The following is a 13,653-nucleotide window of genomic DNA, read 5'->3' on the forward strand; positions in this document are numbered from 1 at the left end:
GTGACTGCGATGCTTGACAAGGCTCGAAAGGTTCATATACTCGCGCTCACTGTGAGCAATCCAACAAATCAAGGTTTCTTGCATAATGCGCTGAAGCCTTGATTTGGCCGGGATATTGAAGTTTGGGATTCAAATCCCCCCGGCTCCACCAATCCTTAAAAGACGTCTCAGGACGTCTTTTTTTATGCCTGAAAGAAGCCCGTAAATACCGGGCCGCCTCCCAGATAGCGTTCAGCGGACCAACGACACCCGCTGCGAGCGTCTGTCGCTATCGGGGAGCCTTGCATCGGCAAGCCCTTAGGGTTGTTGCGAGCGGAACTGGACCCCCAGCAACTGCTCGTAAACCTTGATCATGGCTCCCTTGTCGTCGCCACCATGGCCTTGCAGAAGTGCCGCCTGATAGGTGGCGGTTGCGGCAGCCAGAACAGGAAGTGGTATCCCCATCTGGACGCTCATTTGCGCACCATGGACAAGATCCTTGTAGGCATCTTTGAGGGGGTATCCGTTGCCAAAATCGCCCTTGAGTATGTGCGGGAGAAAGAACTCCGAGGCGTGGCTGCGCCCGGTGCCGCCGTTGACGATGGTTGTGATTTTTTGCGCGTCCAGCCCCAGCTTGACGGCCATTGGCATGATTTCGGCCAGCGCTGCACAGTTGATATCGAACAATAGTTGATTGACGAGTTTGCTAAGTTGACCGGCCCCCACCGCCCCCATGCGTTCGATGTGCGACGCCATGCTGCTCAGAACGGGGCGAACTCTGGCGAAGACGTCCTCGCTGCCCCCGCACATGGCCGTCAGGGTTCCGGCGACCGCTCGTGATGCCATACCGGAGACAGGCGCATCCATGAAATCGACCCCGGCCGCAGCGAGTTGCTGCTGTATGTCGAGCGTTCTCGTGTAACCGATCGTGCTGGTGTCGACAACGGTGCTTCCGGCGCGCATCCACTGGACTATTCCGCTGGCACCAAACAGTACCTCGCTGACAGCCGCATCGTCGGGAAGTGAAAGAAAAACCAGATCGCAGTTGGCCAATACCTTGGGATCATCAGTGACGCGCGCGCCCAGGCCCTGAAATTCTTCGTATGACCGCCCGCTGCGCGAATGTACGACCAGGCCCGGATGTGAGCGCAGCAAATTCAACGCCATAGGACGCCCCATTTGCCCTAAACCCACAAATGCGATGTTCATGTCCATGTTCCTCATACAAAAATCCGGTTTAAGAGAGTGACGCTGTAGATGCGGTGAGCCTTCTCGTTTGGGCAGTGTCATCGACTGCGACTTCAGTAGGAATGTGCCTGGGTTTCTACGAAGAGTTGCCGCCTTCGATGATGCCCGGCAGCGGCACCGAAATGTATCTGATGGTAGGAGCTTTGCACCTGAGCGTGGGCGTCGTGACGGCAATGCCGATCACCCGTCTCGTGTCCGTCATGATTTTTGCCGAAGCCATCTACCAGAACTGGGCCAGCAGACCGAATCGCCACCACGCTCGCTAAACAGAGCTCATCGGAATCAGCGCTACGCTGGAAACTCTGCCGACCGCACGGTTGCCCAAGATGCATCACGGCAACCATTGTTCCCTCCCCTCCGAATCAGCAGCGGTTCGATATCGCCCCGCCCGCCAAGGAAACCCGATGCCCCATCCGAAACTCATTCACCACGGCGCCCGCGAAGGCGTCACCGGGTCGTGCCATCAGCTGTGGATGGACGAGGACTGCAGTCTGCTGATCGATTGCGGCCAGTTTCAGGGGGAGGACGAGGGGCTGCACGGCGACGCGCTGGGGCTGGATTTTTCCATCGAGGGCATCAAGGCGTTGATCGTGACCCATGTGCACATCGACCATGTCGGGCGTATTCCGAACCTGCTGGCGGCGGGGTTCAGCGGGCCGATCCTGTGCAGCGAGCCTTCCGCCCGGCTGTTGCCCATCGTGCTGGAGGATGCGTTCCGTCTCTCCATCAGCCGGGATCAGGAGCAGCTGGAGCACTACCTCAAGGTCGTGGAGCAGCGCATCATCGCCCTGCCCTACGACCACTGGTTCAGCCTGCATGAGACCGAGACGGCCACCTGCAAGGTGCGTCTGCAGCCGGCGGGTCATGTGCTGGGGTCGGCCTATGTCGAGCTGGAGCTGAGCGGTCCCGCGTCGCCGGAGATGCGTGTCGTGTTCAGCGGCGATCTGGGCGCACCCCATTCGCCGATCCTGCCGGACCTCGTGCCACCCGAGCGCGCGGACCTGCTGATTTTGGAAAGCACCTACGGCGACCGCCGCCACGAGGACCGCGCGCACCGCCGCGAGCGCCTGCAGGCCGCCATCGAGCGGGCGCTGGCGGACCAGGGCACGGTGCTGATTCCCTCGTTCAGCATTGGCCGGACGCAGGAGCTGCTGTACGAGCTGGAGGAGATCCTTCACGAGAAGGCCGAGTCGACCGAGGCGAGCGGCACGCATGGCGAGCCCGGAAAGCCGCGCAAGGACGGCGCGCCCGATATCGACTGGCCCCAGCTGCCCATCATTCTCGACTCGCCCCTGGCCAGCCGATTCACCAAAACCTACAAGGAGCTGCAGGGCTACTGGGACGAGGACGCCCGGCATCGCCTGGACGAAGGACGCAAGCCGCTGTCGTTCAAGCAGCTCATCAGGGTGGACGCCCACGACGAGCACATGCGCATCGTCGAGCACCTCGCCGACACCGCGCGCCCCGCCATCGTCATCGCCGGCAACGGCATGTGCTCGGGCGGGCGGATCGTGAACTACCTGAAGGCCATGCTGGGCGACCCCCGGCATAACGTGGTGTTCGTCGGCTACCAGGGCAAGGGGACGCCGGGGCGGGAGATCCAGACCCATGGACCGGAGGGCGGTTTCGTCGACCTGGACGGGGAGCGCATCGACATCCGCGCCGGCATCGACAGCGTAGGCGGCTATTCCGCCCACGCCGACCAGGCCGATCTGGTCGGCTTCGTGACGCGCATGAAGCAGTGGCCCAAGGAAATCCGCCTGATCCATGGCGAAGCCCAGGCCAAGCAGCGTCTGGCCGCCATCCTGAAGGCGCGGTATCGGGAGGCGGGAAAGGAAGGCCAGGTCACCATCCCCTAGTGCTCTGCCGAAGCCGCCGGATGATTCATTTCCAGCGCCAGAACCTACGCAGGAGGCTGGTCGCCCTCCAGGACAACCGACCGCCACCTCACTTGGCCAGGTCACCTCATCAGGGTTTGACCACCAGGCCGACGCCGCGCCCGCGCGGGTCCGAGGCGGTTTTCAGGCCGTTGCCATCGACACCTATCGCCTGGATGTCCCCCATCAGCCAGCCCTGATCCTCGAGCGTGTAGCCCATGGCTTTGAGCTCGTCCGCGACCTGACCGGTCAGCGGCGCGTAGGCGTCGTAGTAGATGGTGTCCTTGGGCAACAACTGATGGTGCACGCGCTGCGCGGCGACGGCCTGCTCCAACGGCAGGCCGAAGTCATAGACGTTGTTCAGCACCTGGAAGATCGAGGTGAATATGCGCGAGCCGCCCGGCGTGCCGAGCACCAGGCTGACCTTGCCGTCGCGCGTGACGATGCTCGGGCTCATGGACGACAGCATGCGCTTGCCGGGTTCGATGGCATTGGCGTCACTGCCGACCACGCCGAAGGCATTGGCGACACCGGGTTTGGCGCTGAAGTCGTCCATCTCGTTGTTGAGCAGGAATCCGGCGCCCTCGACCACTACCCCGCTGCCGTAGTCCAGATTGAGCGTATAGGTGTTGCTCACTGCATTCCCTTGTGCGTCGACGATCGAGAAATGGGTCGTCTGCCTCGGCTCCAGGCCGGGGCGCACCTGCTCCGTTTCGGAGATCGCCGAAGGGTCGATCTCGGCGGCGCGCTGCTTCAGATAGTCCGGCGCGGTCAGCTGCGCCACCGGCACGTCGGAGAAGTCCGGATCGCCCAGGTAGTCGGCACGGTCGGCAAAGACGCGCTTCTCGATCTCCGCGAGCAGATGGATGTAGCGCGCCGAGTTCAGCTCGACGCCTTTGAAATCAGCGGCGCGCTGCTCCTTGATGCCGATCAGCTGTGCCAGCGCAATGCCACCGGAGCTGGGCAGCGGCGCGGTGTAGAGACTGTTGCCCTGCCAGTCGACACGCATCGGCTCGCGCCATTTGATACGGTAGTCGGCCAGATCCTCCTTGGAGATGAGCCCACCGTCACGCTGCATCTGGGCCACCAGCAGGTCGGCCGTCCTGCCCTTGTAGAAGTCATCGGGCCCCTTGTCGGCGATGCGCTCCAGTGTCTCGGCCAGCTCTGCCTGGCGGAAGGTGGAGCCCGATCGCATGCTGCCGAAGTAATTTTCGAAGTTGGTCTTCCCGTCGAACAGCCCGATGGCGTCCTCGCGGTACTGGTACTGCTGGTCGGCCACCGTGAAGCCCTCGCGGGCATAGCCGACCGCCGGGGTGATGAGTTCGCTCCAGGGCAATTTGCCGAAGCGCCGGTGCGCCTCCCACATACCCAGTACGGTGCCGGGCACGCCGGCCGCCTTGGCGCCGACCAGGCTCAGGTTTTCGATCACCTCCCCCTGGTCGTCCAGGTACATGGCCTTGCCGGCGGCCTTGGGCGCGACTTCCCGGTAGTCCAGAAAGTACGGCTTGCCTTCGACGTACAAGGTCATGAACCCGCCGCCACCAATGTTGCCCGCCTCGGGATAGGTGACGGCCAGCGTGAAGGCGGCCGCCACCGCGGCGTCCACGGCATTACCGCCGGACTGGAGCACCTGAGCGGCGACCTTGGCGCTGTACTCGTCGGGCGCGGCGACCGCGCCACCTTCAAGGGCGGCCCCGAAGGCGACGTGGCTCGTGGCGGCGATCGCCGCGCCAAGGGTCAGCTGGGTGATGTGAAGCAAACGCATCGTGCTCATCCTTCTTGTTGTGATTGCGGCCTCCCCGGCGATGATCGGGGGCGGTACTCAATCCAACATAGACGACAGACGCGGCGACGACCGCTTCGCTCGCAGCAGACTGCAGACGTGCGTTAGGGCGTTCGAGAACGGGGGCGGCTGACGCGTCGAAGGCTCAGCTGAGTTCTGCGCTCGGTCGCCTTCCACGGAGCAGGACGTAGAGCGCCACAGGCGCCCCGACCAACCCGATGACGGCGTTCAGGTGCAGGACGTGGCGGCTCCATGGCAGGTGCGTGACCAGATCCGCCGCGAGCCCCAGGGCGGCACCGGTCAACACCACGCCGGGCAGGAGCACCCGGTGATCGGCACTGCCGAAAAGGCCCCGGGTCACCTGGGCCGCCACCAGCCCGAGAAACGCGACCGGCCCGCAGAAGGCGGTCACCAGACCACATAGCCAGGCCGCGACGAACAGGGAACAGCGCCGGACCCGCTGGACCGGCATGCCCATCGAGGCCGCGTAGCGCTCGCCGAGCAACAGGGCGTTCAACGGCTTGATCAGCGCTGCCAGCGCCAGCAACCCCAGGGCCACGCCGGGGATCAGCAGACGCAGCTGGTCTACCGTTGCGCCGGCGAAGCTGGCATCGTCCCAGGCCTTGAACGCGCGGGCCTGGTTTTCGTCGATGAAGTGCATCAGCACGCTGATCAGGCCCACGGCCAGGTAGCCCAGCATCAGCCCGCAGATCAGCAGGGTGATGGCGTTCAACCGGCTCGAGAGCACGGCCAGCAGACTGAGCAGCAGGGTCGAGCCCGCCACCGAGGCGAGCGCGAGGCCCAGATCGCCGAGCAGGCCGAAACGGACCAGCAACGCGTTGCCGGCGACGCCGGCGAAGGTGACCAACACCGCCGCCCCCAGCCGCGCGCTGTGCACGATGCCGAGCACGAACGGATCCGCCAGCGGGTTGCGGAACAGGGTCTGCAACAGCAGGCCGGCGGCGCCCAGCGCAGCCCCGGAGCACAAGGCATTGAGTGCCCGAGGCAGGCGGAAGTCGAACAGGATGTTGCGCCACACCTCGCCCACGTCCTGCCCCAGCAGCGCGCCCATCACGGCTTCCAGCGGAATGGCCACCACGCCGATGCTGAGTTCGGCCACGAACAGCAGGGCGACGCACAGGCCAAGTCCGACGTAGGGCAACCAGGCCTGTCGGGTTGACGGGTCATCGAGCTCGGCAGTGAAGTCGGTCATGGCAAACGCCGCAGGAAAGTGGGTGGTACGGGCGACTGGAGAAGGTCGGGATGCAGCGCCTGCACCAGCTCGGCGAGTGCCAGGTGCGGACGGGTCATGCCGTTGTCGTGCGCCGGCGATGCCCAGGCGCCGATGTAGCCTCTGTCGAAGGCATAGACCTGCCCTTTCCGGACGGAGGCGAACCAGGCGGCGCGGGGCGTGACCTCGAGCATTTGCGCCAGCGACGCATGGCCGGACTGGACGCCGATCCACACGGGCGCCTCGGCGCCGGCGACGTAGACTTCCTCGAAGCCCAGCTGCAACAGACTGCCGTGCTTGCGCAGGCCCGACAGCACGTAATCGCCCCCCGCATCGGCCAGCAGTTGAGCGCGCTGGTTCAGCGCGCCGAAGACTTCGAAGCTGTCCCGCCCGGAAGGAAAGCCAGCCATGACAGCCGGGCGCTGCGGTGCCTGTGCGGCCAGGTCCCGCCAGTGCAGATACTCCCGTTCAACCCGAGCGAAATGCCGGTTGGCTTCGACCTCGCGGTTGACCAGCAGCGCCAGGAACTTGAGCCACTCGGCGCGGCCCAGGGGATGGCCTTCCAGATGATCGGCCTGCGGCAGCGCGCGCACACCGACCCGCTGTAGCTGCGGGTGCAGGTTGAACTGCGGATACGCCGAATAGAAGCTCAGGTAGACGTCGGGCCGGACCGTCATGATCGGCTCGATGTTGGCATGGGCGTAGCCCCACAACTCCTGGATACCGCCTTGCGCGATGCGTCGGCGTACGCTTTCGACGGTGGGGGTCCGGACGTTTTCGATGCCCACCAGCCGGTCGACGATGCCCAACTCGTCCGCCGCGCCGAGCATCGCCGAGTTGCCGGTGGCCAGACGACGGATCGGCACCTGCACCACCACCGTCATGGCATCGTGCTCGGGTACCGGCGTGCCGCATTGCACCAGCAGGATGTTCAGCGTCTCGCCGGTATTCACGCTCGGCCTGAAGCGCACCCGTTTGTAGTGCCCGGCGTACTCGACTGAAAGCTGGCCGGACCAGTCGAACCGGGTGCGCTCGGGGAAGTAGTCGACGCCTTCGCGGTAATCGCCCACGCAGGCCGCATCGAGATTGCGCGCGGGCGCCTCACCGACCGCCTGCGCGGGGTACTGCCCCAGTGGAGGGGCGTCCATGCGTTCGCAACCGGCATGCAGCAGGGTCGCGATCACCAGCAGAGACTTGAACCTCACCGCAACGCCTCGACCGCTTCGACCAGCTCGCCGAGCCGGGCGAAGGCCTGCTCGCGGCCCGCGCTCAGCAGGCGATAGACGCCTGGCTCGACCTGCACCGTCAGCGCTGCCGTGCCCGCCTCATGGAAGCCGATCCGCTCCAGCGCGCGTAAAGCCCAGGTGCGTGCCTGGCCCTCGCCGACCAGCCGCACGGGTTTGCCGACCGCGCGGGTCACGCCCCATTCGCCACGCTCGCTGTCGAAGCGCAGGCCGGATGAGAGGAAAGCCTTGCCCAGGCTGCCGTCGAGCACCAGATCTTCCGGCGCGCCGACGTGCATCTGCCGCTGGCTATCCAGCAGCCAGAGCACGTCGGCACAACGCAGGGCGAGGTCCAGATCATGACAGGACAGCAGCACCGCGAGCCGTTGCTCGCGCGCGAGACGCTGCAACAGGTGCAGCACTTCGATGCGCCTGGGCAGATCCAGAAACGCCGTGATCTCGTCCAGCAGCAATACCTTGGGCGCCTGCGCCAATGCCCTTGCCAGCATGATCCGCTGCCGCTCGCCGTCCGACATCGCGGCCACCGCCTTGCCGGCCAACCCCATGGCGTCGACGGCCTCCAGCGCCTGGCAGACCTGCCGCCGGTCGGCGGGCCCCAGCCGCCCGCTCCAGCCCAAGTGCGGGTAGCGCCCCAGGGCGGCGAGTTCGAAGCCGGTCAGAAGCCCCACCTCGACCCGGTCGGTCAGCACGACGGCGAGCTGCCGCGCCCTTTCGGCTGCGCCGAGCGCGTGCAGTTCGACTCCGTCGAGCAGCACCCGGCCAGCGGTGGCCGGCTGCATGCCGGTGAGGGTACGGATCAAGGTGGACTTGCCGGCGCCGTTGGCGCCCAGCAGGCAAACCATGCGCCCCGCCTTGAGTTCCAGATCCAGGGGACCGAGGAGCGTCTGCCCGCCATAGCCGACGCCCAATGCTTCGGTGCGCAACATCCTAGAAGGTCGCCCCCAGGGTCAACACCGCGGTGCGCGGTGCGCCCGGATAGGTCGGTACGAAACTGCCGCCGGAGTCGTAGTAGCGCTTGTCGAACAGGTTCTGCACGTTGAGCTGCGCGCGATAGCGCTGCGCCTGGCCAAATCGGTACGTCAGGTTGGCGTCCCAGCGCGTGTAGGACGGCAGCGTGAAGCTGTTGGCGTTGTTCGCCTCGCGCTCGCCCACGTAGTTGGCGCCGACACCCATGCTGAGCCCCTGGGCGATGGCAACCAGATCGTAGCTGGACCAAAGGCTGGCATTGGTCCGGGGCGCGTTGGCCAGGCGATTGCCCTCCAGGCCCGCGTCGGTGTCGTCGCTGATGGTGGCGTTCAGGCGGGTATAGCTGGCCAGCAGGCGCCAGCGCGGGGTGATCATGAACGGAACGTCGATCTCCCAGCCTTTGCTGCGCTGCTCGCCCACCTGGATGCTGTAGGTGAAGGTCGGATCGTTGGGGTCCGACACCAGCCCATCCTTGCGGCGCATGTCGAAGTAGGCGAGCGTCGGTGTCAGGCGGCCGTCGAGCAGATTCAACTTGGCGCCGACCTCGTACTGCTCGCCCTTCACTGGTGACGGCAGCTCGCCGCCGTGCAGGATGCCGTTGTTCAGTTCGGTACGCATCGAGCGCGACCAGCTGGCATACAACGAGACCGGATCGACCGGCGTCCAGGTCAGCCCCACCCGCGGTGAAAAGGCGCTGAAGCTCTTTTCTGAAGGGTCTTCGAGACCGTAGAAATCATCGATCGCCGACGCATCGATACGGTCGTAACGCCCGCCCAGCAGCAGCCGCCAGCGCGCCTCGTCACCGAAGGTCATCTCGTCCTGCACATAGAGCGCCCAGGAGTCGTTGACGAAGCGCCCCTCACCCGCGGGCGAGAGCGCCGACGGCGGCGTGCCATACACCGGGTTGTGGAAGTCGACGATGCTGGTCGAGCCGACGGCGGAGTCGTAGTCCCACCAATCGCGACTGTATTCGGTGCCCAGCAGGATGCGATGACCGATCGCGCCGGTGCGAAAGTGCCGGCTGACCTCGACCAGCGCCGTGGCGTCGATCTGTCGATCGTGGTTGAGCTGAGGCCGCCGCGACACGGTCGGGTTTTCCGGCGTGCCGCCGATGCCGCCGTTGAGGAAGCCATAGGAATACCAATAGGCATCGAGCCGCGCGTCGGAGGCCTGCACCGCCGCGTGCAGGTCCCAGTTGTCGTCGAGCGCATGGTCCAGGGCCACCGAGGCCAGCTTGCTGATGGCGCTGGCACGCGTGTCGGGCTCGGCGAAGTTTCGCTCGATGGGCGCGCGCAGATAGAGCGGGTGGTTGCCGAAACCGCGATCCATGTCCGCGACCTTGCGGGCATACTCGAATTCGAACGTCAGGGAGGTCTGCGGCGCCAGTTGCCAGGTCAGCACCGGTGAAATGAACTGGCTCCGGTTATCGACGAAGTCACGGTAGCTGCCGTTGTCCTGCCAGGCGGCCGTCAGGCGATAACCCAGGTCGTCACCCAGCGGCCCCGAGGTATCCAGCGTCGAGCGATAGAAGTCGTAGCGCCCGGCGCTGAAGTCGACCTGGGTTCGCTGCTCGGCCAGCGGCTTCTTGGTCACCAGATTGACCACCCCACCCGGCTCGAAGCGACCGTAGAGCGCCGAGGCCGGCCCCTTGAGCACTTCGATCTGCTCGATGTTGGCGAGGTCGTCGATGGCCACGAAGTTGGCGCGGCGCACACCATTCTTCAGATTGGTTTCCGTCCCGAAGCCCCGCAGGCGGAAGCGATCGTTCATCCCGCCGAATCCAACCTGGTTGGTGACCCCGGGCACCGTGCGAATAGCCTCGCCGAAGGTCGTTACGCCGCGATCTTCGATCAGCTCCCGCGTCACGGTCTGGATCGAGAACGGCGTCTCCTTGACGGCCGTATCGCTCTTGTTCGCGGTGGGCGCTACCGTCGCCCGATAACCCCGCTCCCGGGTCCCGACCACTTCCGTCGCGTTCAGCTCCAAACGCTCCTGAGCGGTTTGAGCCTGCGCCGCGCAAGCGCAGAGGGAGAACGCACCGGCAAGCAGTCGAGGCCGATTGAATACTGTCGAATTGATCATTTTTTGTTCTTGGCGTCTGACGTCGGGGCGAAAAGCGCACCCTTCAGATAATGGAAAGTAGAAAAGTTACGTTATAACATCTAAGTTCACAAGTCGTAGCGCGCTCTGCCTCCAGGCCTGACGTACAGAGAGGTAAATCCCGCAGCCGCCTGCGATGCTCTAAGGACTTTCCATGAAGAACACACCCGCCATCCCTGACAGCTATGCCGTTTGGCGACACTGCATCACCGTCGAATGCGGCATCCCTCTGACGGCCGATTACATCAGCCGACGCCTCGCAATCCTCGCCAACCCCAACGAATACGAGACGCAGCGATTCGCCGAGGTGTACGGCGCCGCGCACTTGCAGGCCGTGCTGGCTTGGTTCCAGCTGGCTGCGGCCGAGGCTCAGGCGAACGACACTCGCGCGTGAGCCCCGCCTGCAAGGCGCCGTTGGCTGCGACTGCTGGCTTCAGCGGAGCGTCATCCGTGGCCCGCTTTTCGTTTTACGAACCCGGAGCGGCCCTAGCGCGGCAACTTCCTCACCTGCTCCAGCAGCGGACCGCACTGGTCGGCCTGGCCACCGCTGGGTGCGACCAGGGCCAGCAGGCCGGCGGCCGGACCGACGGTGGCGCCCAGTACGATCATGCCCGCGCCACGCAGCGCCAGCGGGCCGGCATGGACGCCCGGGCGGGGGTCCTTCAGGGTGCCCCGGACGTAGAGCGGTGAGCGTAGCGAGATGATGCGGATGCCCTTGGAGCGCGGCACGATGTCCAGGTCCATGTTTTCGTTCTTGAAGTTGACCCGGCCGGTGACGTTGATCACGGCGTTCTCGGTGTCGAACACGAACAGCCGGGGCTCGGCCAGGCCGTTCTTCATGCCCAGGTCGATGACCGCGCAGTTGATCTGCACTTCTTCGTCGCCGAACAGCCGGCCGACCAGGTAGTTGCCGACGTTGAGCCCAGCCAGCTCCATCAGGCTGCGGCTGACGGTGCCGTCGTTCATCAGCAGGCGCAGCTCGCCGTTGGCGCTGCCGAGCAACGCGGCCACCGAGTTGCCGGTGCCCTGGATGTCCGCATTGCCGTTCAGCTCGCCCAGGCTTTTCTGCATGGTCTCGACCGTCGGGAACAGCTGGTTGAGCTTGAGCGCACGGGCCTCCAGCCGTACCCGCCCGGCCAGCGGCGTGCGCTGGCCATCGAGGCGCACGTCGGTTTCCAGACGCCCCCCGGCGAGCCCGAAGCTCAGGGGCTGCAGGCTCAGTACGCCGTCGTCGAGCACGACGTGGGCGTTCAGGTCACGGATCGGCAACGCCTCGTCATGGATGATGCGCCTGCCGACGAAACGCACGTCGGCGTCCATGTCGCGCCAGCGATCGGTACGGAATTCCTCCACCGGCAGCGCCCTGTCCGCCGGCTGCTTGCGGGTCGCGCCGCGCGCCTGGCGGGACTGCTCCGAGTCGGCGCCAATCAGCGGCGCAAGGTCGGCGAAACGCAGCTGGTTGGAGGTCAGCTCGCCGGTCAGCTTGGGGCGCGGTTCGAGGGCCACATAGGCGAGATCGCCACTGATATCGCTGCCGCCGATGCGACCGTTGAAGCCCTCGTAGAGGAAGGAGGCGCCGCCCGGGTCCTGCAGGTCGGCGCGCAGGCGGCCATCGGTGGAGTAGGCACCGGTATCGGGCAGGGTCACGCCGATCAGCGGATAGAGATTGCCCAGGCTGTCGCCGGACAGGCGCAGACGCAGGTCCAGCGCGCCCAGGTTGCGCGGATCGCTCAGGGTGCCCTCCACCGTCACCCGGGTCTTGCCGGCACGCAGGTCGACCTGCAGCGGGAACGGCTGCGCCGCGTCCTGCAGCGCCAGCAGGCCGCCCACCCGACCCTCGCCGGAGACCGGCTGGCCGCCGTAGCGCCCTTCCGCATTCCAGGCGAAGGCGTAGTCCTGGGTCGCGGCCGCTTGCGCCTGCTCTTCTTGCGCGCCCTCGCCCTGCGCCGCCGCCATGATCTGGCTGTAGGGCACCGGTTCGCCCAGCGGGGTGACGTTCACCTGCACCTGCGCACGCAGGATCTGGTCGTCGAGGCTGACGCTGCCCTTGTCGAAGCCGATGGTGCCAATGTCCAGCACCCAGGCGGAGGGCTTCTCTTCTTCGCCCTCTTCGCTGGCGGCCAGTTTCTCGAAGGTCCAGTTGGCGCGGCCGTCATCGAGTCGCTCGATGTGCGCCGACGGCCCGCCCAGGGTGATGGCCGGGATGCTGACGCGCTTGCCCAGCAGCGCCAGCGGGCGCAGCTCCGCCGCGACACTGTCGAGGTGGACGAAATAAGGCGCCTGGCCCCACTCGGCGTTGCCCAGGGTGATGTCTTCGGCGGTCAGGGTCGGATGGGGAAACCACGAGCGCCAGCCAGGTGCTTCGCGGTCGCGCTGCCAGCGCACGTCGAGATCGCCCTGGACGGCGAACGGCCGGCCGAGGGTTTCGGACACCCGCTCGTTGAGGGTGGGCTTGAGCCGGTTCCAGTCGAAGGTTGCCAGGAAGACGACCAGCACCACGACCAATACGGCAAGGGTGCCCAGGAACCATAGAAGGACGCCACGGGTTCGGCTCATCGCGCTCTCACTGCTCGGCTGTGTGTAAACATGCTGGTTTTTCGACTGGCGCAGGGCCCGATCGCTCCCCGGCAGCCGCCTTTTCTTGGGCAGGAAGGTGACGGCCGGTTTCGCGTCGCAGCTTAAGCATCGCCCGCGGACGAGGCGATGCTCATCGGTCCGGTCCGTGACAGAGGCCCCATCGCTCCCGCGGCGCCAGCCACCGCGGGTGGTGTGGCGTGCACCTGACCGTCCCCGGCAGAGCGCTACTCGCCACGCTAATTGTTATGATATAACGTATGACTCAATGACCTGTCGGCCATCGCCGCCCTGAACACGGATTAGGAGCTGCCTATGAAACCGAGCATTCATCCCAACTATCGCCCCGTGCTGTTCCATGACACCGCCGCGGACGCCTACTTCCTGATCGGCTCGACCGTCGAGACCGACCGCACGCACCGGCACAGCGACGGCAACACCTACCCCTACGTCGTGCTCGACGTGTCCAGCGCTTCGCACCCGGTCTACACCGGCCAGCAGCGCCAGACCAAAACCGAAGGCCGCATCGCGGGCTTCAACAAGCGCTTCGCCGGATTCGCCACGACGAAGTGATCGCCTTCTAGACGACACCGAACGATCCGCTCCGATAGCCGAGCGGGTCGTTTTTTTTCGCGCCAACCGCGCCTATCC

11 protein-coding genes are annotated in these 13,653 nt (G+C 65.5%); 4 read left to right on the forward strand and 7 right to left on the reverse strand.

Going from position 1 to position 13,653, the window contains the following annotated elements; all coding sequences use genetic code 11:
* Positions 1–297: 297 nt before the first annotated feature.
* Positions 298–1,188: an NAD(P)-dependent oxidoreductase gene (locus tag DN824_RS13420; protein ID WP_138408906.1), complete on the reverse strand. Its 891-nt coding sequence runs from the start codon at positions 1,186–1,188 to the stop codon at positions 298–300.
* Between the two features lie 101 nt (positions 1,189–1,289).
* Here DN824_RS13420 and DN824_RS13425 point away from each other — a divergent pair, with 101 nt between their 5' ends.
* Together DN824_RS13425 and DN824_RS13430 are read left to right on the forward strand one after the other, a co-directional pair.
* A complete protein-coding gene (locus DN824_RS13425; RefSeq protein ID WP_138408907.1) occupies positions 1,290–1,493 on the forward strand; it encodes an AbrB family transcriptional regulator in 204 nt (67 codons plus the stop codon).
* A gap of 138 nt (positions 1,494–1,631) precedes the next feature.
* The gene (locus DN824_RS13430; RefSeq protein WP_138408908.1) at positions 1,632–3,086 is read left to right on the forward strand and encodes an MBL fold metallo-hydrolase; all 1,455 of its coding nucleotides are present in this window, start codon (positions 1,632–1,634) and stop codon (positions 3,084–3,086) included.
* A 109-nt stretch (positions 3,087–3,195) separates the two neighbouring features.
* Here DN824_RS13430 and ggt read toward each other — a convergent pair whose 3' ends face one another.
* The 5 genes from ggt to DN824_RS13455 form a co-directional block, all read right to left on the reverse strand.
* A complete protein-coding gene (ggt, locus tag DN824_RS13435; protein ID WP_138408909.1) occupies positions 3,196–4,869 on the reverse strand; it encodes a gamma-glutamyltransferase in 1,674 nt (557 codons plus the stop codon).
* Positions 4,870–5,032: 163 nt separating this feature from the next.
* Positions 5,033–6,100, reverse strand: a complete 1,068-nt coding sequence (locus DN824_RS13440; RefSeq protein ID WP_138408910.1) for a FecCD family ABC transporter permease — start codon at positions 6,098–6,100, stop codon at positions 5,033–5,035.
* Positions 6,097–7,323, reverse strand: coding sequence for an ABC transporter substrate-binding protein (locus DN824_RS13445; protein WP_138408911.1), 1,227 nt, complete (start codon positions 7,321–7,323; stop codon positions 6,097–6,099). Before DN824_RS13445 ends, DN824_RS13440 begins: the two co-directional genes overlap by 4 nt.
* Positions 7,320–8,288 (reverse strand): ABC transporter ATP-binding protein, encoded by a 969-nt coding sequence (locus tag DN824_RS13450; protein ID WP_138408912.1) that lies wholly within the window; start codon positions 8,286–8,288, stop codon positions 7,320–7,322. The genes DN824_RS13445 and DN824_RS13450 overlap by 4 nt, the downstream gene beginning before the upstream one ends.
* Position 8,289: 1 nt before the next feature.
* Positions 8,290–10,410, reverse strand: a complete 2,121-nt coding sequence (locus DN824_RS13455; protein ID WP_138408913.1) for a TonB-dependent siderophore receptor — start codon at positions 10,408–10,410, stop codon at positions 8,290–8,292.
* A gap of 172 nt (positions 10,411–10,582) precedes the next feature.
* Here DN824_RS13455 and DN824_RS13460 point away from each other — a divergent pair, with 172 nt between their 5' ends.
* Positions 10,583–10,822 carry a hypothetical protein gene (locus tag DN824_RS13460; RefSeq protein WP_138408914.1) on the forward strand — a complete coding sequence of 80 codons (240 nt, stop codon included), beginning with the start codon at positions 10,583–10,585 and terminating at the stop codon, positions 10,820–10,822.
* 92 nt (positions 10,823–10,914) lie between these two features.
* On the opposite strand, the gene DN824_RS13465 is transcribed toward DN824_RS13460, so the two are convergent.
* Complete coding sequence (locus DN824_RS13465; RefSeq protein ID WP_138408915.1) at positions 10,915–12,984, reverse strand: AsmA family protein; 2,070 nt, start codon at positions 12,982–12,984, stop codon at positions 10,915–10,917.
* Positions 12,985–13,317: 333 nt separating this feature from the next.
* Between DN824_RS13465 and DN824_RS13470 the strand changes: the two genes are divergently transcribed.
* Positions 13,318–13,575 (forward strand): type B 50S ribosomal protein L31, encoded by a 258-nt coding sequence (locus DN824_RS13470; protein ID WP_138408916.1) that lies wholly within the window; start codon positions 13,318–13,320, stop codon positions 13,573–13,575.
* The last annotated feature ends 78 nt before the right edge of the window (positions 13,576–13,653 follow it).

The organism is Stutzerimonas nosocomialis (assembly GCF_005876855.1).
Classification (GTDB): Bacteria; Pseudomonadota; Gammaproteobacteria; order Pseudomonadales; family Pseudomonadaceae; genus Stutzerimonas; species Stutzerimonas nosocomialis.

What these genes read in the sequence shown, in the direction of transcription:
- DN824_RS13420 (WP_138408906.1), bottom strand. Translation starts at nt 1,188, where the DNA reads ATGAACATCGCATTTGTGGGTTTAGGGCAAATGGGGCGTCCTATGGCG.
- DN824_RS13425 (WP_138408907.1), top strand. Translation starts at nt 1,290, where the DNA reads ATGTGCCTGGGTTTCTACGAAGAGTTGCCGCCTTCGATGATGCCCGGC.
- DN824_RS13430 (WP_138408908.1), top strand. Translation starts at nt 1,632, where the DNA reads ATGCCCCATCCGAAACTCATTCACCACGGCGCCCGCGAAGGCGTCACC.
- ggt (WP_138408909.1), bottom strand. Translation starts at nt 4,869, where the DNA reads ATGCGTTTGCTTCACATCACCCAGCTGACCCTTGGCGCGGCGATCGCC.
- DN824_RS13440 (WP_138408910.1), bottom strand. Translation starts at nt 6,100, where the DNA reads ATGACCGACTTCACTGCCGAGCTCGATGACCCGTCAACCCGACAGGCC.
- DN824_RS13450 (WP_138408912.1), bottom strand. Translation starts at nt 8,288, where the DNA reads ATGTTGCGCACCGAAGCATTGGGCGTCGGCTATGGCGGGCAGACGCTC.
- DN824_RS13455 (WP_138408913.1), bottom strand. Translation starts at nt 10,410, where the DNA reads ATGATCAATTCGACAGTATTCAATCGGCCTCGACTGCTTGCCGGTGCG.
- DN824_RS13460 (WP_138408914.1), top strand. Translation starts at nt 10,583, where the DNA reads ATGAAGAACACACCCGCCATCCCTGACAGCTATGCCGTTTGGCGACAC.
- DN824_RS13465 (WP_138408915.1), bottom strand. Translation starts at nt 12,984, where the DNA reads ATGAGCCGAACCCGTGGCGTCCTTCTATGGTTCCTGGGCACCCTTGCC.
- DN824_RS13470 (WP_138408916.1), top strand. Translation starts at nt 13,318, where the DNA reads ATGAAACCGAGCATTCATCCCAACTATCGCCCCGTGCTGTTCCATGAC.